20 protein-coding genes are annotated in these 23378 nt (G+C 73.1%); 3 read left to right on the plus strand and 17 right to left on the minus strand.

The window, feature by feature from the left end:
* Positions 1 to 85: 85 nt before the first annotated feature.
* The 17 genes from ACI3ET_RS01355 to mraZ form a co-directional block, all read right to left on the minus strand.
* Positions 86 to 1324 (minus strand): DivIVA domain-containing protein, encoded by a 1239-nt coding sequence (locus ACI3ET_RS01355; protein ID WP_405031139.1) that lies wholly within the window; start codon positions 1322 to 1324, stop codon positions 86 to 88.
* Positions 1325 to 1482: 158 nt separating this feature from the next.
* Entirely contained in the window at positions 1483 to 1767 is a 285-nt protein-coding gene (locus ACI3ET_RS01360) for a YggT family protein (RefSeq protein ID WP_405031141.1), read from the minus strand.
* 14 nt (positions 1768 to 1781) lie between these two features.
* Entirely contained in the window at positions 1782 to 2309 is a 528-nt protein-coding gene (locus ACI3ET_RS01365) for a cell division protein SepF (RefSeq protein WP_405031143.1), read from the minus strand.
* 60 nt (positions 2310 to 2369) lie between these two features.
* Entirely contained in the window at positions 2370 to 3101 is a 732-nt protein-coding gene (locus ACI3ET_RS01370) for a YggS family pyridoxal phosphate-dependent enzyme (RefSeq protein ID WP_405031145.1), read from the minus strand.
* On the minus strand, positions 3102 to 3872 hold the full coding sequence (locus ACI3ET_RS01375) for a purine nucleoside phosphorylase YfiH/LACC1 family protein (protein WP_405031146.1): 771 nt from the start codon (positions 3870 to 3872) through the stop codon (positions 3102 to 3104).
* 30 nt (positions 3873 to 3902) lie between these two features.
* Positions 3903 to 5216 carry a cell division protein FtsZ gene (gene ftsZ / locus ACI3ET_RS01380; protein ID WP_405031147.1) on the minus strand — a complete coding sequence of 438 codons (1314 nt, stop codon included), beginning with the start codon at positions 5214 to 5216 and terminating at the stop codon, positions 3903 to 3905.
* Between the two features lie 152 nt (positions 5217 to 5368).
* A complete protein-coding gene (locus tag ACI3ET_RS01385) occupies positions 5369 to 6076 on the minus strand; it encodes a cell division protein FtsQ/DivIB (protein ID WP_405031149.1) in 708 nt (235 codons plus the stop codon).
* A 74-nt stretch (positions 6077 to 6150) separates the two neighbouring features.
* The gene (murC, locus tag ACI3ET_RS01390) at positions 6151 to 7623 is read right to left on the minus strand and encodes a UDP-N-acetylmuramate--L-alanine ligase (RefSeq protein WP_405031150.1); all 1473 of its coding nucleotides are present in this window, start codon (positions 7621 to 7623) and stop codon (positions 6151 to 6153) included.
* Positions 7620 to 8732, minus strand: a complete 1113-nt coding sequence (gene murG, locus ACI3ET_RS01395) for an undecaprenyldiphospho-muramoylpentapeptide beta-N-acetylglucosaminyltransferase (RefSeq protein ID WP_405031152.1) — start codon at positions 8730 to 8732, stop codon at positions 7620 to 7622. Before murG ends, murC begins: the two co-directional genes overlap by 4 nt.
* On the minus strand, positions 8729 to 10135 hold the full coding sequence (gene ftsW, locus ACI3ET_RS01400; protein WP_405031154.1) for a putative lipid II flippase FtsW: 1407 nt from the start codon (positions 10133 to 10135) through the stop codon (positions 8729 to 8731). Before ftsW ends, murG begins: the two co-directional genes overlap by 4 nt.
* Complete coding sequence (gene murD, locus ACI3ET_RS01405) at positions 10132 to 11658, minus strand: UDP-N-acetylmuramoyl-L-alanine--D-glutamate ligase (protein ID WP_405031156.1); 1527 nt, start codon at positions 11656 to 11658, stop codon at positions 10132 to 10134. The genes ftsW and murD overlap by 4 nt, the downstream gene beginning before the upstream one ends.
* Entirely contained in the window at positions 11655 to 12770 is a 1116-nt protein-coding gene (mraY, locus tag ACI3ET_RS01410; protein WP_405031157.1) for a phospho-N-acetylmuramoyl-pentapeptide-transferase, read from the minus strand. Before mraY ends, murD begins: the two co-directional genes overlap by 4 nt.
* The gene (locus ACI3ET_RS01415) at positions 12771 to 14264 is read right to left on the minus strand and encodes a UDP-N-acetylmuramoyl-tripeptide--D-alanyl-D-alanine ligase (RefSeq protein ID WP_405031159.1); all 1494 of its coding nucleotides are present in this window, start codon (positions 14262 to 14264) and stop codon (positions 12771 to 12773) included.
* Positions 14261 to 16150, minus strand: a complete 1890-nt coding sequence (locus ACI3ET_RS01420) for a peptidoglycan D,D-transpeptidase FtsI family protein (protein ID WP_405031160.1) — start codon at positions 16148 to 16150, stop codon at positions 14261 to 14263. Before ACI3ET_RS01420 ends, ACI3ET_RS01415 begins: the two co-directional genes overlap by 4 nt.
* Before the next feature lie 7 nt (positions 16151 to 16157).
* Positions 16158 to 16628, minus strand: a complete 471-nt coding sequence (gene ftsL, locus ACI3ET_RS01425) for a cell division protein FtsL (RefSeq protein WP_405031162.1) — start codon at positions 16626 to 16628, stop codon at positions 16158 to 16160.
* A complete protein-coding gene (gene rsmH, locus ACI3ET_RS01430) occupies positions 16625 to 17707 on the minus strand; it encodes a 16S rRNA (cytosine(1402)-N(4))-methyltransferase RsmH (protein ID WP_405031164.1) in 1083 nt (360 codons plus the stop codon). Before rsmH ends, ftsL begins: the two co-directional genes overlap by 4 nt.
* A gap of 237 nt (positions 17708 to 17944) precedes the next feature.
* Positions 17945 to 18376: a division/cell wall cluster transcriptional repressor MraZ gene (mraZ, locus tag ACI3ET_RS01435; protein WP_405031282.1), complete on the minus strand. Its 432-nt coding sequence runs from the start codon at positions 18374 to 18376 to the stop codon at positions 17945 to 17947.
* Between the two features lie 347 nt (positions 18377 to 18723).
* Between mraZ and ACI3ET_RS01440 the strand changes: the two genes are divergently transcribed.
* Genes ACI3ET_RS01440 through ACI3ET_RS01450 form a run of 3 tightly spaced genes read left to right on the plus strand, consistent with a single transcriptional unit; the run spans position 18724 to position 23311 of the window.
* A complete protein-coding gene (locus ACI3ET_RS01440; RefSeq protein ID WP_405031166.1) occupies positions 18724 to 19701 on the plus strand; it encodes an AAA family ATPase in 978 nt (325 codons plus the stop codon).
* A gap of 8 nt (positions 19702 to 19709) precedes the next feature.
* The gene (locus ACI3ET_RS01445) at positions 19710 to 20996 is read left to right on the plus strand and encodes a DUF58 domain-containing protein (protein ID WP_405031167.1); all 1287 of its coding nucleotides are present in this window, start codon (positions 19710 to 19712) and stop codon (positions 20994 to 20996) included.
* Positions 20993 to 23311, plus strand: a complete 2319-nt coding sequence (locus ACI3ET_RS01450) for a transglutaminase TgpA family protein (protein ID WP_405031168.1) — start codon at positions 20993 to 20995, stop codon at positions 23309 to 23311. The genes ACI3ET_RS01445 and ACI3ET_RS01450 overlap by 4 nt, the downstream gene beginning before the upstream one ends.
* The last annotated feature ends 67 nt before the right edge of the window (positions 23312 to 23378 follow it).

Here is a 23378-nt window from a genome sequence, read left to right on the forward strand (position 1 = left end):
AGGGCTGCTGCACAACGACCGTCCACAGACAAGGGCGCCCCCGGCTCGAAGCCGGGGGCGCCCTTGATCGTGCTGGGAGGAGAGCTCAGCTCTTCTCCCCGTCGATCTTGGCCAGCTGGTCGGACAGGAACGCCCGCAGCCGGTCGCGCAGGTCGATCTCCTGGGTCTGCAGCTCACCGATCCGACCGGACAGCGACGTCTGCTGCTGGTGGAGGTCGGTCAGGATCGTGGAGCGCTGGTTCTCGGCCTCGCTGATGAGCTGGTCCCGGGTGCCCTGACCCTCGCCGACCAACGTCTCGTGGGTCCTCTCACCCTCTCCGATCAGTCGCTCGCGCTCCTGCTGGCCCTCGGACACGAGGTCGTCGTGAGCCTGCTGACCGGTCTGCACCAGCTCGTCGTGCTTGGCCTGGCCCTCGCCGACGAGCCGGTCGTGGGTCTCCTGACCCGTCTGCACCAGCTCGTCGTGCGTGGTCTGACCCTCGTGGACGAGCCGGTCGTGCGTCTCCTGACCCGTCTGCACCAGCTCGGTGCTCTTGGCGTCGGCGTCGGCGACCACGCGGTCGCGGTAGCTCTCTGCCTCCCCGACCAGACGGCTCTTGGTGCTCTCGCCCTCGGAGACGTGCTGGTCGTGCAGGCGCTGCGCCAGCGAGATGATCGAGGTGGGGTCCTCACCTGGCACGGTGGTCGCTGCCAGGGCGGCAGCCGGTGCAGCAGAAGCCCTCTCCTCGACCTCCTGCGCACGCAGCTGAGCCTGCTCGGCACGCTGCTCGGCGTCCTCGAGCTGGGCCTCGAGCTCGCGCACCCGGCCCTCGGCGGCCTGCACCTGGGCCCGCAGGTCCTCGACCTGACCGTCGGAGTCGGTGGACCCCTGGTCACGGTCGCGCACGGCGGCCTGGGCACGCTCCTCGGCCTGGGCGCGCGCCTCGTGGCACTCGGCCAGCTGGCGGCGAAGGTCCTCGACGTCGGCGTCGGGCACGGCAGCGACGGCTCCTCCGCCCACGGCGGCAGCAGCGGTGGCCGCGACGGCGCGCTCGGACTCGACCTGGGCCCGAAGCTCCTCCAGCTCGGCCTCCAGCTCACCGACACGGCCACCCTGGTCGGCGAACGCAGCGGGACGGTAGGACTCCGTCTCGTCCCCACCCATCCCCCGGCTGGCACGGCAGTCCTCGAGGTCGGTGCGGAGACCGTCGTTCTCGGCGATCAACCGCCGCAGCTCGACAACCACCTCGTCCAGGAAGTCGTCCACCTGCGTCTCGTCATACCCACGACGCAGGTGCGTCGCGCTGAAACTCTTCTTGATGACGTCCTCGGGGGACAGCGCCATGTGTTTCACCTCGATCAGGAAGTCACCGAGCAGACCCCGTCCTCACGGCGGGCATGCCCGATGACGTGCGGTTGAGCACGTGCAGGGGTCACTCTAACGCACGGCTCGCACGCTGGTCACAGCGACGAGACGAGCGGTCAGACCACCAGCAGCACGCCTCAGAAAGGCAGCCGCGCGGCGAAGCTCTGAGCCAGGCTGACGAGCACGAAGAGGATGATGAAGGCCAGGTCGAGGGCGATGCTGCCGATCCGCAGCGGCGGGATGACACGCCGTAGCGCCTTTAGGGGCGGGTCGGTCAGCGTGTAGACCCCGTTGGCCAGCACCAGGACCGGACCCTGGGGCCTCCAGTCGCGCGCGAAGACCTGCACCCAGTCGAAGACCAGGCGGCCGATGAGGACGACCAGATAGAGACCGATGACGAGGGAGAGCAGCTGGCCGAGCATAGGCGCAGCCTACGTCAGCTCTGGTTGAACGGTCCCGTCGCCGGCTTGGCCGCCCCGGGCGCGCCACCGTCGACGACGACGTGCTCAGGGCTGAGGAGGAAGACCTTGCTGGTGACCCGCTCGATCGACCCGCGGAGACCGAACGCGAGGCCGGCGGAGAAGTCGACCAACCGCTTCGCGTCGGCGTCGTCCATGTCGGTGAGGTTGATGATGACCGGGATCCCGGCGCGGAAAGCCTCGCCGATGTTCTTGGCCTCGTTGTAGGTCCGGGGGTGGATCGTGGTGATGCGGTTGAGCTCGTTCATCTTCGGCTCCCTGACGACCTGCGAGACCGGGGTACGGCGCGGCAGCTGGGCGACCTCCGCACCCTGACGCGGTCGCTCGTCCTCGTCGCGGACCGCTCGCACCGGGGCGTCCTGGCGGGCGGCGGCCTCACGGTCACCCGCAGACGCGTCCTCGGGGTAGGCGTCGTAGTCGTCGAAACGCTCGTCGGACTCGGCGAGTCCGAGGTACTCCATCGTCTTGCGCAGTGCCCCGGCCATGTGACGAGCTCCTTGGTGCGAACGGGTCTGGCGCCCGTGGTGGTTCGGTCCTTGCCGACGCTACCGCCGTGGTCCCAGGATTGCGGTGCCGACACGCAGGTGTGTCGCACCACTGGCCACAGCAGTTTCGAGGTCCCCGCTCATGCCCGCCGAGACCCAGCTCGCCCCAGGATGATCCCCCCTCAGCCGTCGGGAGAGTGCGAGGAGCCGGTCGAACGCTGCCCGCGTGCCCGAGCCGTCCAGGCCCAGCGGGGCCACCGCCATCACCCCGCGCAGCCTCAGGTGCTCGCTGGACGCGATCCGCTCGGCGACGGCAGGGACCTCGTCCGGCAGTGCCCCTCCTCGCCCGCGTGCCTCCCCCTCCCCCAGATCGACCTGGACGGTCACGGACACGGGGGTATGCCGTTCGCCCGTCTCCAGCGCGGCACCGGCCCCCCGGTCCAGCGCGTCCACCAGGCGGTCGCGGTCCGCGGACTGGACCACGTCGGCGTACCGCACGACGTGCCGCGCCTTGTTCGTCTGGAGCTGACCGACGAAGTGGACGGTGAGGACGGACCGGACCTCCGCCGGCAGCTCGGCGACCTTGGCCCCGGCCTCCTGGTCCCGGTTCTCCCCGACGTGCCGCACGCCCAGCTCGACGAGGGTGACGACGTCGGCGGCGGGGAAGAACTTCGTGATCGCCACCAGCGTGACCTCGGCGGGGTCGCGGTCGGCCGCCCGGCAGGCGGCGTCGATGCGCTCGTGCACCCGAACGAGGTTGGTCTCCAGCTCCAGCCGACGGGCGTCCGTCACTCAGGCCACCTGCTCAGGAGGCAGGAGCCGCACCACGCCGGCGAAGCGCCCGGTGGTGCCGTCCCGACGGTAGGAGTAGAGGTCGGGGTCCTCCCGCGTGCACCCGGGGAGCCAGCGCAGCGCCACGCCCTCGCGGGCGAGCTGGGCGACGACCCCGCCCGCGACGTCGACGGCCGGGGTGCCGGTCCAGCTCACGGCGCCCGAGGTCGGCTCGACCTCCATCGCCTGGGACCGCATCTCCTCCGGCACCTCGTAGCAGCGCGGGCAGACCGACGGCCCGACGACGGCCTCCAGGTTGCGCGCACCCAGCTCGTGCATTCGGGCGATCACCGCCGGCACGAGCCCCCCGACCATGCCGGGGCGGCCCGCGTGCACGACAGCAACCAGCCCCTCGGTCCGGTCGAGGAGCAGCACCGGGGTGCAGTCGGCAACCAGGACGACGAGCGCTTCGTCGGTCCGGCCCGAGATCAGCCCGTCGACCGAGGGCGAGCGGTCGGTGTGCTCGGACTCCAGACCCGTCGGATCTGTGGTCACCGCGACGTCGCACCCGTGCACCTGATCCATGAACCGCAGATCCACGAGACGCAGCCCCAGCTCGTGCGCCAACCGGTGCCGGTTCATCTCGACGGCCTCTCTGCGGTCGCCCACGTGCGAGGCCAGGTTGAACTCGTCGTGCGGCGGCTGGCTGGATCCTCCTCGGCGGTCCGTGAACACCCACTCGACGCCGTAGAAGGCGCCACTGGGCTCGATGTCCTCACGCCACCGGAACACGTGGATGGTCAGGCCGTCGTCAGCGCCAGCTCACTTGAGGAAGTCGGGCACGTCCAGGTCGTCGGTCTCGTCCTCGAACGTCACCTGGCGCGGCGGCTGTGCGGGACGCTGCTGCGCCTGGGACGGAGCGGCGTGCGGCTGACCCTGTGCCGCATGTCCGTTCACGGAGGCAGGCACGCCCTGCGGGTGCGCGCCCTGGGGGTGCGCGTGCTGGGGCTGGCCGTTGGCCTGGTGGGCAGCATCTGGCACACCACCGGGGACCTGCTGCCCCGGCTGCTGCGGTGCCCCGACCGGACGCTGCTGTCCACCCTGGGGCGGCTGCTGGGCGCCCTGGTGACGCGAACCGCCACCGGCCTGCACCTGTCCGAGGGCACGGTCGTCCGAGCGCTGGGTGGGCGAACCGCTGTCGAACCCGGCCGCGATGACCGTGACGCGCACCTCGTCGCCGAGCGAGTCGTCGATCACGGCACCGAAGATGATGTTGGCCTCGGGGTGGGCGGCCTCCTGCACCAGCCGGGCGGCCTCGTTGATCTCGAACAGACCCAGGTCCGAGCCACCCTGGACCGACAGGAGCACACCGTGCGCACCCTCGATGCTGGCCTCGAGCAGGGGGCTGGAGATCGCCAGCTCGGCCGCCTGGACCGCGCGGTCCTCGCCGCGGGCGGAGCCGATGCCCATGAGCGCGGAGCCGGCACCCTGCATGACCGACTTCACGTCGGCGAAGTCGAGGTTGATCAGGCCCGGGGTGGTGATGAGGTCGGTGATGCCCTGGACGCCGGAGAGCAGCACCTGGTCGGCGCTGCGGAAGGCGTCGAGCATGCTCACCGACCGGTCCGAGATCGACAGCAGCCGGTCGTTGGGGATGACGATCAGGGTGTCGACCTCCTCGCGCAGACCGGCGATGCCGGTCTCGGCCTGGTTCGCACGACGGCGGCCCTCGAAGGTGAAGGGACGCGTCACGACACCGATCGTCAGCGCGCCCAGCGACTTCGCGATCTTCGCGACGACCGGCGCCCCACCGGTGCCGGTGCCGCCGCCCTCGCCGGCGGTGACGAAGACCATGTCGGCGCCGCGCAGGGCCTCCTCGATCTCCTCGGTGTGGTCCTCGGCCGCACGACGGCCGACCTCGGGGTCCGCGCCGGCACCCAGGCCACGGGTGAGCTCCCGGCCCACGTCGAGCTTGACGTCGGCGTCGCTCATCAGCAGCGCCTGCGCGTCGGTGTTGATGGCGATGAACTCGACACCCTTGAGGCCGACCTCGATCATCCGGTTGATGGCGTTGACGCCACCACCTCCGATGCCGACGACCTTGATGACGGCCAGGTAGTTCTGCGCAGCGGACACGGTGGAACCTTTCGATGACGAGAGCAAAGTGCGTGATGACTTCTGCACGCGATACTAGGTCGGCCGCCCCGATTCACCCCTGAGCGTGAACCTCGACCTCAGGTGGAGAGTGGCCGCTCGACGGTGGGTCGGCAGCGCGGGGGAGGAGGTGCTCAGCCGGCTGCGGGCGGGAGCCCGGTGACCACGGGTGTGTCGGGCAGGCTGACGTCGATGGTCTGCGGGATCCCGCCCTGCGGGTCCACCGACTCCTGGCCGACGAGGGCCTGCACGACCTGCCACTTCTTCTCGGCCTCGGTCGGGGTGCCCCACTCGACGGTCAGCTGGTCGATGCTCAGCAGCACCCTGCCGTCGGAGGTCAGGCTCGGCGCGGCGAGCTCACCCTCGAGGTCGGCGGGGTCCGGGCGCAGTCGCCAGAGCTCGACCAGACCGACCACGGACTCCTGCGACAGGTCCTCGGGCTTCGACTTCACCGCGACACGCGGAAGCTTGTTGGAGGCCTTGTCGACCTGGTCGTAGACCACCCCACTGGCGTCGGCCACCCACGTCTTCTTCCCGCGGACCAGCGCCAGCGCCGGCTCGCGCAGCGTCACCTCGAAGGTCACCGTCGACGGCCAGGTCTTGTCGATCGTCACGTCGGCGACCCGCTTGTCGCCCGCGACGACCCGCTCTCGGACCTTGCTCTCAGAGACACGCCCGAGCGGACGTCCACGCGGGATGTCGGCCAGGTCCTCGACGCTCTCTGCGACCTCGCCCTGGACCCCCGCGACCTGCGTCTCCGTGACGACGAACGCCGCGGAGTAGAAGAACAGGAAGACGAGTCCACCAGCGAAGGCCGTCAGGAGCAGGCCCCAGAGCAGCAAGGCTCGGCGGATGGTGCCCGGGCGCGACCCGCGGGGCGGACGGGAACGGTCGGTCAGCCTTCTCGGAAGCAGTCTCACGCCTCCCCCTCTCCCAGCAGCTCGAGGAGCCGCGGACCCACAGTGGTGACGTCGCCGGCGCCCACCGTCACGACGAGGTCGCCGGGACGCACCAGGTCGCGCAGCACCTGCGGCGCCGACGCGAGGTCGTCAACGACCTGGACCTGCGTCTCCCCAGCAGCACCGCGCACCAGCTGAGCCAGCATGCCTGACGTCACCTCCGGGAAGTCCTCCTGCGTCTCGCGCGCGCCGTAGACCGGCAGCAGCACGAGGACGTCGGCTCCCGCCAGCCCGCCCGCGAAGCCCTCGGCGAAGTCGCGCGTGCGGCTGAACAGGTGCGGCTGGAAGGCGACGACCAGCCGGCGTCCCGCGGCCGCGGACCTGGCAGCCTGCAGGACGGCGGCCACCTTCGGCGCGTTGTGCGCGTAGTCGTCGACGACCTCGACACCACCGGCCGCGCCGACCCGCTCGAAACGGCGGTGGGCTCCCGGGAAGGCCTCCAGCCCCTGGAGCACCGGGCCGAGCTCGAGCCCCAGCCCGGCCGTCGCGGCCAGCACCGCTCCGGTCGCGTTGTCGATGCTGTGCAGGCCCGGCACCGGGAGCACCAGCTCGACCGAGGTCCCCTCGACGACGGAGCCGAGCGTGCGGGTCCACGTCAGGCTGGCGCGCGTCGTCATCCCCTCGCCCCTGGCGTTCGAGACCAGCACGTCGGCGCCCCCTCTCCCCCACGTCACCACGCGCACGCCCTCGTCGCGCGCCCGCTCGGCGAGCCGCAGTGCGCCGGCGTCGTCGGCGTTGGTGACGAGCAGCCCGCCGGGGCGGATGGTGCGGGCGAAGTCGGCGTAGGCACGCTCGACGGCGTCGACGTCGCCGTAGAAGTCGAGGTGGTCGGGCTGGACGTTGGTGACGACTGCGACGAGCGGTCGGTAGACGAGGAAGGAGCCGTCGCTCTCGTCCGCCTCGACGACGACCGGGCCGTCCGTCCCGCCGGGCGCGGCGTTGGTGCCGGTGCCGGCCAGCGGCGCGCCGACGACATAGGCCGGGTCGGCGCCCGCCGCCTGCAGGGCGACGGTCGTCATCGCGCTGGTCGTCGTCTTCCCGTTGGCCCCGGCGACGGCGATCGCGTCGCGGCCGTGGAGCAGTGCCGCGATCCCCTGTGCCCGGTGCAGCACCCGCAGCCCGACCGCGCGCGCGGCCGCCAGCTCGGGGTTGCTCTCCGGGACGGCGCTGGAGACGACGAGCGTGTCGGCGCCCTCGACGTGCGTCGCGTCGTGGCCGACGAAGACGCGCGCGCCCTCGGCCTCGAGCTCGCGCAGGGTCGTGCTGTCCACCCTGTCGGAGCCGGACACCGCGATGCCGCGGGCCAGGAACAGCCGCGCCACGCCCGACATGCCGGAGCCGCCGATGGCCACGAAGTGCACGGCGCCGAGCTGGTCGGCGGGTGGGACCTCGGCGGTGAAGTCGAAGCGGGCGTTGACGCCGGCGTTCATGCCCGCCCCGCTGCGGCCAGGATCAGGTCGACGAGCTGGTCGTCGGCGTCGCGCTCCCCGTGGGCCGCCGCGGCGGCGGCCATGGTGGCCAGCCGGTCCGCGTCCGTGACCAGCGGCAGCACCGTGCCGCGCACCCAGCCGGCGTCGACCTGCGCGTCCTCGGCCACCAGCCCACCACCGGCCGCCACGAGGTCGGCGGCGTTCAGCCGCTGCTCGCCGTTGCCGATCGGCAGCGGCACGTAGACGGCAGGCAGGCCGACCGCAGCCAGCTCGCAGACGGTGCCGGCACCCGCGCGGCACACCGCGAGGTCGGCCACGGCATAGGCGAGCTCCATACGGTCCGTGTAGGGCAGGGCGACGTAGCGTGCGCCCGTCGCGGAGGTCTGGGGAGCGTCGACGTCCTTCCCGGCACCGGTCAGGTGCAGCACCTGAACCCCGGCGGCGAGGAGGTCGGCGGCCGCTGCGGAGAAGGCTGCGTTGAGGCGGGCGGCGCCGAGCGACCCGCCGAAGACGAGGAGCGTCGGGCGGTCGGCGGCGAGACCGAAGTGGGTCAGGCCCTCGGGGCGGGCGGCGGCGCGGTCGAGGTCGCGGATCTCGGCGCGCAGCGGCATCCCGACCCGCTTCGCGCCGGGCAGCGCGGTGCTGGCGAAGGTGGTGGCGACGGCGCGGGTGAAGCGGGAGCCGAGGCGGTTGGCCAGGCCGGGCCGCGCGTTCTGCTCGTGGATGACGATCGGCACGCCGGCGCGGCGGGCGGCGAGGTAGGCGGGGGTGGCGACGTAGCCCCCGAAGCCGACGACGACGTCGGCGTCGACGGCCCGGATCGCGGCGAGGGCGGCACCGACGGCCCGGCCCAGGCTCCCCGGGAAGCGCACGGCCGCCGCACCCGGGCGGCGCGGGAACGGGACCTTGGGGACGACGGTGAGCGGGTAGCCGCGGTCGGGGACGAGCCGCTGCTCCAGGCCCTCGGCGGTGCCCAGCACGCTGATCGTGGCGTCCGGCACCCGGCGTCGCAGCGCGTCGGCGGTGGCGAGCAGCGGGTTGACGTGACCGGCGGACCCGCCCCCGGCCAGGACCACGGACAACGGTGCGCCGGTGTCCCCGGCGGTCATCGGGTCCTCGAGGGCTTGGCGGCCGGCTTCTTCGCCACGGGCCGACGACGCGACGTGCTGGTCGCACCGCCACGCGAGGTGCTGGTCGCCGAGCGGCGTGACGCACCGGTCGCACCACCGCGCGACGCGCTCGTCGCGGTGCGCCGTGACTGCGTCGACACGGAGGCGAGCGTCCGACCCAGCCGTGACGGCTTGGCCGCCAGCGACTCGGTCGCGCCCGGCAGCGAGCGGGCCAGGGCCAGCAGCAGCCCGATCCCCAGCAGCGCGGAGACCAGCGCCGAGCCGCCGCTGGAGACCAGCGGGAGCGGGACGCCGATGATCGGCAGCATCCCGATGACCGAGCCGATGTTGAGCAGCGCCTGGCCGAGGAACCAGACCAGGAGACCGGCCGCGGCGAGTCGGGCGAAGGTGTCCTCGGACTGGCTGACGATGCGGAAGCAGGCATAGGCCAGGACCGCGAAGAGCAGGAGCACCGCGAGCGAGCCGGGCAGGCCGAGCTCCTCGCCGATGATCGCCAGGATGAAGTCGTTGTGCGGCTCGGGCAGCAGCCCCCACTTCTCGCGGGACTCCCCCAGGCCCAGGCCCCACCAGCCGCCGTCGGCGAGGGCGTACTCGGCGTGGACCTTCTGGAAGCAGCCCTGCACGTGCGGGTTCTCGCAGATGCCGCCCACCCAGACCTGGATGCGCTCCATCCGGTTGGCGCTGCCGGCGGCGAGGTAGGCCACGCCGGCGGTGACGACCGCGCCGACCCCGAGGAACCAGCGCCCGGGCAGCCCGGCCGCCCACAGCAGCCCGACGAGGATCGCCAGCATGATCATCGCTGTGCCGAGGTCGTTGCCCTGCATGACCAGGCCGACGAGCACCAGCCCGAACGGGAAGATCAGGGGCACGGTGGCGTGCCCGATCTTGTGCATGACGCGCCGCTTGGTCGCCAGCACGGTGGCGCCGAAGACGACGAGCGCGATCTTGCCGAACTCCGAGGGCTGCAGGGTCCTGCCGGCGATCTCGATCCAGTTGCGGTTGCCCTGGAACTCCACGCCGAGGCTGGTGAAGACGGCGGCCTGGAGCGCCAGGGCGAGGAAGATGCCGGGCCAGGCCAGTCGCTTCCACCAGACCAGGGGCAGGCGGGACCCGACGACGGCCAGCACCACGCCGATGGAGGCGTAGGCGACCTGCTCGAGGAAGACGGTGTAGGAGCTGCCGCTGTCGAGGTAGGAGCGCACGCTGCTGGCCGACAGCACCATGACGAGCCCGAGGCCGGTGAGCACGATGGCGGACACGAGCGTCAGGTAGTAGGGGGCGACGGGCGAGCGCAGCCACGCCCCCACGGAGGCGACGGTCATGCCCTCGTCCTGGGCCGAGGAGCGACCGCCGAGCCCGGCGTGGCGGGTGATGGAGGTCATGCGCCGCTCACCGGACCCGTCCCGAGCCGCCGCCGCACCGCGTCCGCGAAGACGTCGCCGCGGGAGCCGTAGCTGGGGAACATGTCGAGCGAGGCTGCGGCCGGCGAGAGCAGCACGACGTCTCCGGGGCGGGCGGAGGCGGCGCACAGCGCCACCACGTCGTCCATCAGCCCCTGCAGCGCGTCCATGTCCCCATGGTCGGCGACCCCGACGTCGTGGACGGGGACCTCGGGGGCGTGTCGGGCCACGGCGTCGGCGATCAGCTGCCGGTCGAGCCCGAGCAGGACCACCGCGCGCAGCCGGTCGGAGACCTGTGCGACGAGCTCGTCGACGGCCGCGCCCTTGAGCTGGCCCCCGGCGACCCACACGATGTCGGGGTAGGCCGACAGGGCCGCCAGCGCGGCGTGCGGGTTGGTGGCCTTGGAGTCGTCGACCCAGGTCACGCCCTCGTGCTCGGCCACGACCGTGGTCCGGTGGGCGTCGGTGCGGAAGGCCCGCAGCCCGTCCCGCACGGCCACCGGTGCGATCCCCGCGGCCCGGGCCAGGGCGGCCGCGGCGAGCGCGTCGGCGACCAGGTGCGGCGGCGGGGTCGCCCCCCCGCCGCCGGAAGCCAGCGACAGGTCGGCGAGCGTGCCGAGCTCGGCGGCGGACGTGGCCCGCTCCTCCACGAACGCCCGGTCGGCCAGCACGTCCTCGACGAGCCCGACCATCGAGCGGCCCGGCGTGCCGAGGGTGAAGCCGACGGCGCGGCAGCCCTCGACGACGTCCGCCTCCTCGACCATCCGCTCGGTGCGCGGGTCCTGCGCGTTGTAGACGCACGCGACCTGGGTGCGCTCGTAGACGCGAGCCTTGGCCGCGGCGTACCCCTCCAGCCCCCCGTGCCAGTCGAGGTGGTCGGGGGCGACGTTGAGCACGACCGAGGCCAGCGGGCTCATGGTGTGCGTGAAGTGCAGCTGGAAGCTGGACAGCTCGACGGCGATGACGTCGTAGGGCTCGGGGTGCTGGACGGCGTCGAGGATCGGGTGGCCGACGTTGCCGGCGGCGACCGCCCGCAGCCCCGCGCTCGTGAGGATCGTCTCGAGCAGCTGCACGGTGGTGGTCTTGCCGTTGGTGCCGGTCACCACGAGCCACGGCGCCGCGCCGACGCGGGGACGCAGGCGCCATGCGAGCTCGACCTCGCTCCAGACGGGTATGCCGTGCGCCTGCGCCGCGGCGAGCACGGGGTGGTCGGGCCGCCAGCCGGGCGAGGTGACGACGAGGTCGAGATCGCGCTCGAGGTCGTCGGGCAGCCCCGCGACGTGCTCGGGCCCCAGCCGCACGTCGGCGCCCAGGATCCCCAGGATCCCGGCCTGCGTCGTCTGCCGCTCGCTGCCGTTGCCGGCGTCGACGACCGTCACCCGCGCCTCGTGCTGGACCAGGGCGTCGGCGGCGGCGAAGCCGCTCACGCCGAGCCCCGTCACCAGCACCCGCAGCCCGGCCCAGTCGGCGTCGCGGTGGGTCAGCTCCTCCAGTGGCGCGGTCACAGGTTGGCCACCCACTCGGCGTAGAACAGGCCCAGGCCCACGGCCACGCCGATCCCGGCGACGATCCAGAACCGGATGACGATCGTCACCTCGGCCCAGCCCAGCAGCTCGAAGTGGTGCTGCAGCGGCGCCATCCGGAACACCCTTTTGCCGGTCATCTTGAACCCGGCGACCTGGATGATGACCGACAGCGTGATGATGACGAAGAGCGCGCCCAGCACGGCCAGCAGCAGCTCGGTGTGGGTGGTGATCGCCAGGCCGGCCAGGCCGCCGCCGAGCGCGAGCGACCCGGTGTCGCCCATGAAGATCTTGGCGGGTGAGGCGTTCCACCACAGGAAGCCGAAGCAGGCGCCGGCCACCGAGCATGCGACGACCGCCAGGTCGAGCGCGTCGCTGACGTCGTAGCAGTTGGGGCCGGGGGCGAGCTGGCAGTTCTGGTTGTACTGCCAGATGCCGATGACCGAGTAGGCGGCGAAGACCATCACGCTCGCGCCGGTCGCCAGCCCGTCGAGACCGTCGGTGAGGTTGACCCCGTTGGACGCGCCGGCGATGAGGACGTTGGCCCAGAGGATGAAGAGGAGGACCCCGAGCACCGGCCCCGCCGCGGCCAGGTCGAGGCTGGTGTCCCGCACGAACGAGATGGCCGTCGAGGCGGGGCTGCGGGTGCTGTCGCCCGGCGTCTGCAGGGCGGCGATCGCGAAGACCACGGCGATCGCCGTCTGCCCGGCCAGCTTCTCCAGCGACGTCAGGCCCAGGCTGCGTTGCTTGTTGATCTTGGTGTAGTCGTCGAGGAAGCCGATGAACCCCAGCCCAGTGATGAGGAAGAGCACGAGCATGGCGCTCATCGTGAACCTGCTGTGCGTGACCTCCAGCAGACCCGACAGGTCGAGCAAGATGAGCAGGAGGTGCGAGAGCACGTAGCCGGCGAGCGTGGCCAGGATGATGATCGCCCCGCCCATCGTCGGCGTGCCGCGCTTGGTGTGGTGGCTCGTCGGACCGTCGTCGCGGATGAACTGGCCGTAGCCGCGCCGCACGAGGAAGCGGATGAACAACGGGGTGCCGAAGAGGGCGACGACCATCGCCACGGAGCCGGCCAGCAGCACGTTGACCATCTAGGCACTCTCCTGGGGGGCGGTCCCGACGGCCGTCGGGTCGGCCAGCGCGTCGCCGAGGAAGCGTAGCCCCGAGTCGCGGCTCGACTTCAGCAGCACGACGTCGTCGCGCCGCAGCATCCCGGTGAGCAGCTCCTGCGCCTCGTGCCGGTCCGCGACGTGCGTGGTGGCACCCCCACCTGCCGCGAGGTATGCCGTGCCGGCGGCACCGGCGAGGTCGCCCACGGTGACCAGGTGGTCGACACCCAGCTCGGCGGCCAGCGTGCCGACGCCCCCGTGCTCGGCGTCGCTGTCGGCACCCAGCTCGAGCATGCCGCCCACCACGGCGATGGTGCGTCCGCCGTCCCGCCGCATCGCGGCCAGCGCCCGCAACGCCGCTCCCATCGAGTCGGGGTTGGCGTTGTACGCGTCGTTGACGACCGTCACGCCGTCGGGGCGCTCGGTGACCTCCATGCGACCGCGCGACCGGGGCTCCGCGCGTCCGAGCGCGTCCGCGACGGCGGGCCACGGCATACCCCACTCGTGGGCCACGGCGGCGACCGCCAGCGCGTTGCCGACGTGGTGCTCCCCCACCAGCCGGAGCGTCACCGGCACCCCGGCGCCGCCCTCGCCGGGGGCGTGGAGGAGGAAGGACGGGCGGCCGCGGGCGTCGAGGCGGACGTCGGTGGCGCGCAGCTGGGCGTGGGCGGAGCGGCCGACCAGCAGCGTGCGGGCGGCGACGGCCTCCGCCTCCTCGGCCATCGCGGCCACGGCCGGGTCGTCGGCGTTGAGCACCGCGAGCCCGCCGACCGGCAGCGCCTGGACGAGCTCGGCCTTGGCCTGGGCGATCGCCTCCCGGGAGCCGAACTCGCCCAGGTGGGCGGTGCCGACGTTGAGCACCACCGCGACGAGGGGCGGGGCGACCTCGGTGAGGTGGGCGATGTGGCCCGGCCCGGAGGCGCCCATCTCGGCGACGAGGTAGGCGGTGTCCTCGGTGAGCCGGCAGACGGTGAGCGGCACCCCGACCTCGGAGTTGTAGGAGGCCTCGGGGGCCAGCGTCGGGCCGATCTCGCCGAGCACCTGCGCCATGACGTCCTTGGTGGAGGTCTTGCCGGAGGACCCGGTGATCGCCACCGTGTGCAGGCCGCCGCGCGCGTCGCAGCGGTCGACGACCTCGCGGCCGAGGGCCGCGAAGGCTCTGGTCACGGCGTCGTAGGGGGGGCGGTCGGGTCGCTCCGACAGCAGCTCAGGGTCCTCGTCGACGACGACGCACGGCAGCGCGTCGACCTCACGGTTGGTCAGGGCAGCGGCGGCGCCGAGGGCGGCGGCCGCTCCGACGTAGTCGTGGCCGTCGGCGCTGTCGCCGCGCCGGGCGACGTAGAGGCTGCCCGGGCCGGCCTCGCGGGAGTCCGTGACGACGGTGCCGGTGATCGTCACCGACCCCGCCTCCGGGGTGTCGGGGTGGACCCGACCGCCGGTCACCTGCGCGATCTCGCGGAGGGTCAGGGGGATCACTCAGCGGTCCCTTCGTCCTTGATGGCGATGTCCCCCAGTGTGACACCGGGACCCTCACCCGGTGCCGGTGCGGACGGGTCGAAGTCGAGCGGCACCGTCGGCGGCGCCGTCTCGGCCGGCTCGATGCCGTCGTTCATCAGGGCGTAGCGCATGATCTTGCTGAAGACCGGGCCGGCGATGATGCCGCCGAACTCGCTGATGCGGGTGGGGCGCTGGATGGCGATGGCCACGACATACCGCGGGTCGTCCGCCGGGGCGAAGCCCATGAAGCTCGAGGTCACGCCGCCGGTGTAGCGGCCCGTCTCCGGGTCGATGCGGGTGGCCGTCGAGGTCTTGCCGGCCACGTGGTAGCCGTCCACGGCGGCCAGGGGCGCCGTGCCTCCGCTGGCGGGGACCTGCGACATGATCTGGGTCAGCGTCTCGGCCGTCTCCTCGGACACCACGCGGGTGCCCTCCGGGGTCGGCGCCTCGACGTAGCGGCCCTCCTCGTCGAGCTGCCCCGCGACCAGGGAGGCCGGCACGCGCACGCCGTCGTTGGCGATGGTCTGCACGACGGCGACCTGCTGCAGGAGGGTGCTCGCGATGCCCTGGCCGTACATCACGGTGTAGCGGGTGGTGGCGCTCCAGATGCTGGGGTCGGGCACCAGGCCCGCGGACTCGCCCGGTAGGCCCAGTCCGGTGGAGCTGCCCATCCCGAAGCGCAGGGCCCAGTCGTGGAGCTGCTCGTCGGTGAGGTTCTCGCCGTAGAGGATCGTGCCCATGTTGGAGGACCTGGCCAGCACGCCGGCGAAGGTGAGGTGGAGCGTCGGGTGTGGCTCGGCGTCCTTGAACGCGGTCCCCCCGCGTGACATGCCCGTCGGGACGACGATGGGCGTGTCGATCTCGACCAGCCCCTCCTCCAGGGCGGCGGCGGCAGTGATGAGCTTGGAGGTCGAGCCGGGCTCGTAGACGTCCTCCACCGCGGCGAAGCGCATCTCCTCGGCCTCCTGCGCCTCGTCGGAGGGGTCGAAGCTGGGATAGCTGGTCAGCGCCGCGACCTGCCCCGTCCGCACGTCCACGACCATCGCGTAGCCGGACAGGGCACCGGCCTCCTTGACCCGCTGGCGCACGGCGTCGTAGGCGTACCACTGCAGGTCGGCGTCGATCGAGAGGCGGACGTCCTCACCGGGCTGGGCCGGTTCCTCGCGGTAGAGGCCGGTGGAGATCTTCTCGCCGTTGGCGCCGACCTCGTAGGTCGCCTCGCCGGGGGTGCCGGTCAGGGCGTCGTGGTGCACGAGCTCGAGACCGCCGGCGGGCAGGCCTCCCGAGCCGACCCAGCCGACGAGCGGGGCGGCCGCGTCGCCGAGCGGGTAGTCGCGGCGCATGAGCGGCTCGGCGGAGACGCCGCGCACGTTGCGGCTGCGCAGGTCCTGCCACTCCTGGGGCGAGGCGTCCTCGACGAGCACGGTCCACTGCTCCCCCAGCGGCTCGCTCAGGGCCTCGAGGACGTCGGCCTCCTTCTCGCCGGTGACCTCGGAGACGACCTGCGCGGCGGCTGCGAAGCCCTCGCCCACGACCTCGCCCTCCTCGTCCCTGAGCGTGTAGCCCTCGACGAGCGTCGGGTCCGCGACGATCCGGCGCCGCTCGGTGCTCACCGCGAGGGCGGCGCCGTGGACGTCGGTGATGGTGCCGCGCTCGGCGGGGATGGCGTTCACGGCCAGGCGCTCCCCCAGCGCCGCCGCGGACACCGAGGCGGCGTCCAGCCCCTGCAGGCGGACGAGCTGGGCGCCGAACAGGCTGAGGACGACGAGGACGGCGAGCAGGAGGGTGCGGACGCGCCGCTGCGGGTGCACGACCCCGGAGGGGACGGCGCCGCGCGGGCGACGCCGGGTGCGCGCTGCGGTCACGGGTGCCTCACTCGGTCGGGTCGTCCTCTGCCACGCCCGTGGAGGGCAGCTCCACGGTAAGCGTCCGGCCGCCGTCGACCATGGAGGCCACGCCGGTGAGGGACCCGTCGGACAGGCGCAGCGTCGCGGTCGAGGGCGAGGGGACCATCTTGAGCTTGCGCGCGGCGGCGGCCAGCGTCTCGGCCGACTCCAGGTCGGCCAGCTGCGACTCGAGGGTGACCTTCTGGTCGTGCAGCTGCGTGGTCTCGGCCTGCAGCCGGGCCATCACGTAGGAGTTCTCCGCCCGCACGGTGTTGAGCAGGAGCACGGCGGTGAAGGCGAGCGCGACGACCATCGCGCAGAACAGCCGGAAGACGGCGTGGCCGCTGCTCGGCGCGGCGTCGACGACCCGCGTGCGGCGCTGCGCGCGGACGAGCGCCGTCGGGGCGACGGTGCCGAAGGGACGGCCGAGGCGGGCGGACACGGTCATCTGGCTCATGACTTCTCCCTGAGGGGGGCGGGCTGCTGCGGTGCGGGCTGCGAGGGGGCGGGGGGCGTGGTGTCGGGCTCTTGGTCGGGCGTGGTGCGGAGCCGCTCGGCGGCACGCAGGCGTACCGAGGCGGACCGGGGGTTGGTCGCGGTCTCGGTCTCGTCGGCCTGCTCGGCGCCCCTGACGAGGAGTCGCAGCCAGGGCTGGTGCTCGGGCAGCTCGACCGGGAAGCCGGGCGGCGCGGTGCTGGTCGCGCCGGCGGCGAGGCCGCGCTTGGTGATCCGGTCCTCGAGCGAGTGGTAGGACAGCACGACGATCCGTCCGCCGACCGCGAGCGAGCGCAGCGCCTGCGTCAGGGCGCCGGACCACAGGCTCAGCTCGGCGTTGACCTCGATGCGCAGCGCCTGGAAGGTCCGCTTGGCCGGGTGGCCGCCGGTGCGCTGCGAGGCGTCCGGCACCACGTCGTGGAGAAGCCGCACGAGCGGGCCGGAGGTGGTGAACGGCTCCTTCTCGCGCTGCCGTACGATCGCGCGGGCGATCTGCCGGGCGAAGCGCTCCTCGCCGAAGTCGCGCAGCACCTGCGCGAGCTCACGCGCCTCATAGGTGTTGAGCACGTCCGCCGCTGTCATCCCGGTGGTCTGGTCCATGCGCATGTCGAGCGGGGCGTCGGTCCGGTAGGCGAACCCGCGCTCCACCTCGTCCAGCTGCAGCGAGGAGACGCCGAGGTCGAAGAGGATCGCGTCCGCGCGGGCCAGCGGAGGCTGCATACCGGCCAGGACCTCGGGGATGTCGTCGCTGACGGCGTGCACGCCGGTGAACCGGTCGCCGAAGCGGGCCAGGCGCCCACCCGCGAGGGAGAGCGCCTGGGGGTCGCGGTCGATGCCGATCGCGCGTGCCCCCGGGCAGGCCTCGAGCACCGCCTCGGTGTGCCCGCCCATCCCGAGCGTCCCGTCGACGAAGACGGCGCCGTCGCGCTGGAGAGCCGGGGCGAGCAGCTCGACGCAGCGCTCGAGCATGACCGGCACGTGCCGGTCGCGGGTGGGCCTCCCGCCGGGGGTCTGGGAGGGCTGTGCGGTCTCGTCGGTCATGGTGCGCGGCCCGGGTCGGGTGCGTGTCGCGGTCCTGAGGTGCGTCCCTGTCCCTGGTCCCCCACCGTCCATGCGGGGTGTCCGCCCGGCACCGGGGAAGGGGTGTCGGGTGGAGCTGTCGGCTCCGGCACGGGGGAAGTCGTGCCGGTTCCGGGTGCGGTCCGGCACGGGGAAGTCGTGTCGGAACGCGATGGACGGGGGGAGGCCAGGGACAGGGGGGCGGTTCGGGCGCGCGGCTCACATCAGTCCGGGCACCACCTCCTCCGACTGCTGGGCGAAGGCCTCCTCGGTCTGGGCGAGGTAGGTGGTCCACGCGTCGCTGTCCCAGACCTCGACGTGGTTGCCGGACCCGATGACCGTGCACTCGGTCGACAGGCCGGCGTAGGTGCGCAGGATCTGCGGGATCGTCACGCGGCCCTGCTTGTCGGGCACCTCGTCGGAGGCGCCGGAGAGGAGGACGCGCTGGTAGTCGCGGACGGCCCGCGACGAGGTCGGGGTGCTCTGCCACTGGGTGGCCATCCGCTCGAACTCGGCCTGCGGGTAGACGTAGAGGCAGTGCTCCTGCCCGCGGGTGACGACCAGCCCCCCGGCCAGCCGCTCGCGGAACTTGGCGGGGAGGAACATGCGGCCCTTGTCGTCGAGCTTGGGCGTGTAGGTGCCGAGGAACAGCACTCGGACCACCCCCTTTGCTCGCTCGACGGGTCCTACTTGCTCCAGTGCGCCCCACCTTACTCCACTTCGCTCCTCTCCGAGCGGGAAAGTGCCTTCCTAGTTCTCTCCCACCGGCCAAAGGCGCAGATCAGGGCAGGTGGTGCGCGGTGGAGGAGATCTTGCGTGCCGGACCCCATACCCGTTCTCACCAGAGGTTTTGTGTCGCACCGCAGCGTTGTGCCCGCCCGTTGGCACAGGACACCGACGCCTCAGGCCCCTCCGTGTGGTGCGAAGTGGGGGGTCCCAGATGGGCTTCCGGTGACGCGGGGCAGACGCGGGGCACCAGGGTTTGGCAAGATCGCCCTATGCCAGCCATCCCCGCCACGCCCGAGTCGGTCGACCTCGATCACGTCCAGGGGGTGGCGAGCGCCATCACGGGCGCGATCTCCACCGTCATCGAGGGCAAGGCGGAGGTCGTCCAGACGGCGGTCACCGTCCTCTTCGCCGAGGGCCACCTGCTCGTCGAGGACGTGCCCGGTGTCGGCAAGACGATGCTGGCCAAGTCGCTGGCCCGGGCGATCGACTGCCAGGTCTCGCGTGTCCAGTTCACCCCCGACCTGCTGCCCAGCGACATCACCGGGGTGAGCGTCTTCAACCAGGACAACCGCCAGTTCGAGTTCCGCAAGGGCGCGATCTTCGCCAACGTCGTGGTCGGCGACGAGATCAACCGGGCCTCCCCCAAGACGCAGTCGGCGCTGCTGGAGTCGATGGAGGAGCGCCAGGTCACCGTCGACGGGCACACCTACCCGTTGCCGCGGCCGTTCCTGGTGATGGCCACGCAGAACCCCATCGAGATGGAGGGCACCTACCCGCTCCCCGAGGCGCAGCGCGACCGGTTCATGGCGCGCCTGTCGATCGGCTACCCCTCGACGACCTCCGAGATGGCGATGCTCGAGTCGCACGGGCGGGTCAACCCGCTCGACGCGCTGACGCCGGTGACCACGGCCGAGGACGTCCAGGCGGCGATCGAGGCGATCCGGCTCCTGCACACCTCCGACGCCCTGCGGCGCTACGTCGTCGAGCTGATGGCCTCCTCGCGCACGCACCGGCAGCTGCGGCTGGGGGCCTCTCCCCGCGCCGGCCTCCAGCTGCTCCGGGCAGCCCGCGCCCACGCCGCGCTCTCGGGGCGCGACCACGTGCTCCCCGAGGACGTGCAGCACATGGCTGTCCCGGTGCTCGCCCACCGCATCCTGCCCACCGGGGAGGCCTCCCTCGCCCGGCACAGCACGATCGACCTGGTCCACGACCTCGTCGGGCGGACCACCGTGCCTTCCGGACGCTGACGAGTCCGGTGGCCAGGGCCCAGAGCTCGCTCCCCTCCCCCGGGACGCTGCTGACCAGCCGGGGGAAGATCTTCCTCGGTCTCGGTGTGGTCGTCGTGGCTGCCGGCGTGCTGCTCGGCTACCGCGACGTGACGCGGATCGGGCTGGTGCTCGTGGCCCTGCCGGTGCTGGCGCTGCTGCTCATGCCGCGGCGCACGCCGAAGATCCGGGTGCTGCGCGAGGTGGACCCGCCCCGGCTCGCGCCCGACGACCGCGGGAGCGTCAACGTGCGCTTCACCAACGTCGGGCCGCGTCGCACCCCGGTCTACCTCGCCGAGGAGCACCTCGCGCTCCAGCTCGGCGACCGCCCCCGCTTCGTGCTGCCCCGGATGGCCCGCGGTGAGGAGCGGCGGCTGCGCTACACGGTGCGCAGCCGGCACCGCGGCGCCTACGAGCTCGGCCCGATCGTGCTGCGCCAGCGCGACCCCTTCGGCCTGACCTTTCTCACCCTCCAGCTCTCCTCGCGAGCCGAGCTGCTCGTCCTCCCCCGCATCCACCCGCTCGGCGACGGGCGGGTGCGCGGCACCTCCCGCGGCAGCGAGGGTGAGATGCCGCAGATGGTGGCCCTCCACGGCGAGGACGACGTGAGCATCCGCACCTACCGCGACGGCGACGAGCTGCGGCGCGTGCACTGGCCGGCGACGGCCCACCGCGGTGAGCTGATGGTCCGCCAGGAGGACCGGCCGGCCCGCCGACGTGCCCTGCTCGTCCTCGACTCGCGAGCCTCGGCGCACCCGGGGACGGGGGTGCGGACGTCCTACGAGTGGGCGGTCTCCGCGATCGCCTCGGTCGCCCGCCACCTCGTCGCCAACGGGTTCGTCGTGCACCTGCTCACCGACACCACGCTGCGGGACGGCACGACCGAGCACTCCGTCGACCTCGACGCCGCGCTCGAGGCGCTGGCCAGGGTGCAGCCGGAGGAGGACTCCCGGCTCGACCGTCTCGCCGCGGCAGCCTCCCCCTTCACCACCGGCGGCGTGCTCGTCGTCGCGGCGATCGTCGCGGACGACGAGGAGCCGCTGCGAACGATCGCCGCGATCCGCCAGCCCGGATCGCGCGCGCTGGCCTTCGTGCTCGACCCCGCCACCTTCGGCGCGTCGCGCGCCGGGGCGACAGGGCAGACCGAGGCCGGCACCGCCCTCACCGGGGTGCTCGCCGACGCCGGCTGGCGCACCGTCGCCGTGGGTCCCCAGACCGACGTCGCCCGCGCCTGGGCCGCCATCGCCTCCCCCTCGACCGCTGGGGCAGGGGTATGAAGCTCGACGAGGAGGCCTTCCGCCGCGGCCTGTGGCCCGAGGCGCTGGTCGCCGCGCTGGCCAGCCTCGCGGTCGCCTGGCCGCTGACCGGTCTGCTGCGCGAGGACACCTGGCTGCTGCCGGGCGTCCTGCTGGTCGCGCTCGTGGCGATCGTCGGCGCGGTCCTGCGCACCCTCGACGTCCCGCCCAGCTTCGTCTCCCTCGGGCAGCTGCTGCTAGCGATCGGCGGCGTGGCCCAGCTCTACCTGAAGGACACGCTCTGGCGTGGCCTCGTCCCCACGCGCGCCACCCTCGACGGCGTCACCGAGCTCCTGCAGGAGGCGGGCACCGTCCTGCAGACGTATGCCGCGCCGGCCCCGACCACCGACGGCGTGTCCTTCCTCGTCGTCGCCGTGCTGACCCTGACCGCTGTGTCGGTCGACTCGATGGGCGTCACCGGACGGGCTCCGGCCAGCGCCGGGATCCCGCTGGCGGCGGGCTTCCTGGTGTCGGTGTCCAACTCCGGGCAGGCGATGGAGCCGTGGTACTTCGCGGCGGTCGCCGCCTGCTGGCTGCTCATGATGGCCCAGCAGGGGCACCGGGTGCTCGGCGCGTGGCCGTCGGCGGACCGGCGCGAGGCGGTCGGCGACGACAACATCACCCAGAACGTCCCGAACCACCGGGGCCTGGCGCAGACGCTGGGCGTGCTGTCGCTCGTGGTCGCCGTGCTGGGTGCATCGGCGATCCCCCACCTGCCCCCCACGTTCTTCGCCGACGGGCTGGCCCGCGACCCTGACGCGCGCACGGTCAGCGGCGACGCGGGCCAGGTGTCGTTCACCGAGACGATGGACCCGGGCCAGGACCTGCGCAACCAGTCGCAGGCGCCCGTCCTGAGCTATCGCACCGACGCCACGCGCGTCGAACCGCTGCGGGTGACCGCGACCGAGCGGTGGGAGGACGGTCGGTGGGTCGCGCCGACGAGGACCACGGCCGCGCTGCTGCCGGTCAACGCCCCGATCCCCACGCCGGAGGGGCTCTCCGGGTCGGTCGAGGTCGGCGAGGCGCAGATCCAGGTGCTGGGCAACGCGCTCGAGCCGCCGCACCTGGCGGCCCCCGGCCCGCTGTCCGGGCTCACCCTCGAGGGCGGGGACTACCGCTTCGACCCCACGGACGCGACGGTGGTGCTGCAGTCGAGCGCGGAACGGTACAGCTCGACATACCTGACCCTCCCCGCCGGCGGCGCCCTGCCCGCCGGGACGGGCGACGCGGCCGCCGACACCGGGGCCTTCGACGAGGACCTGCTCGCGGTGGACCCCGCGTCGGCGGACGCGGTCGCCGAGCTCGCGCAGGAGGTCGTCGGTGACGTCGAGAACGACCTCGCGGCCGCGGTGCTCATGCAGAACCACTTCCGCAGCGGGCAGTACCGCTACTCCCTCACCCTCGCACCGGCCGCCGAGTCGGACGCCTCGGACCCGATCGGCGGCTTCCTGGAGACGGGGCAGGGCTACTGCGTCCAGTTCGCGACCGCCATGGTGATGATGGCGCGCGGCGAGGGCATCCCGGCGCGGATGGCGGTGGGCTTCCTGCCCGGGACGACACAGGTCGACGGCACCCGCAAGGTCATCGCCGCCGACGCTCACACCTGGCCCGAGCTGTGGATCAGCGGGCTGGGCTGGACCCGCTTCGAGCCGACGCCGGGCATCCAGAGCGGACCGCCGCCGGCCTACGCGCGCAACCCGGTCGAGACCGGCGACGCCGCGCCGTCAACCCAGACCGTGACCCAGACCGTGACGCCGAGCGCCACCCCGGAACCCGACGCCGGCTCGCGGGACGGGCTGCTGGACCAGCTTCGCGACATCCTGCCGATCCTCGGACGCGTCCTGGTCGGCGCGCTCGTGCTGGCGCTGCTCATGGCGCTCATCCCGCTGGCGGGACGGCGGTACCGCGAGGAGGGCGTGCGGTCGGCCGAGGACGCCCGCGAGCGGGTCGAGGGCCAGTGGCTGCTGCTCACCCGCACCCTGGGCGACCTCGGCGTCGACGAGCCTCCGGCGCGCAGCCCGCGCGACATGGGGCGGCACTACCGCGCCGGCACCGCCCTGCACCACTCCGGCGAGCAGGCGCTCGGGCGGGTCACCGCCACCCTCGAGCGCGCCCGGTATGCCGCTCCCGGCGCCGTCGCGGACGCCGACGCCGAGCGGATGGGCGAGGACGTGCGCGAGGTCGTCGACCAGGTCCGGCACACCACCCCCTGGAACGTCCGCGCCAACGCGGCGCTGCTGCCACGGTCGGGGATGGACGGCGTGCGCGACCAGGTAGGACGGCTGTTCCGTCGCTGAGGTGCGCCGGAGGCGGGGTGCCCGTCCCGGACGGGCAGCCGCCCCGCGCGCCGGCTGCGACACTGGG

This window comes from Ornithinimicrobium jinqii, from assembly GCF_045032595.1.
GTDB lineage: Bacteria > Actinomycetota > Actinomycetes > Actinomycetales > Dermatophilaceae > Ornithinicoccus.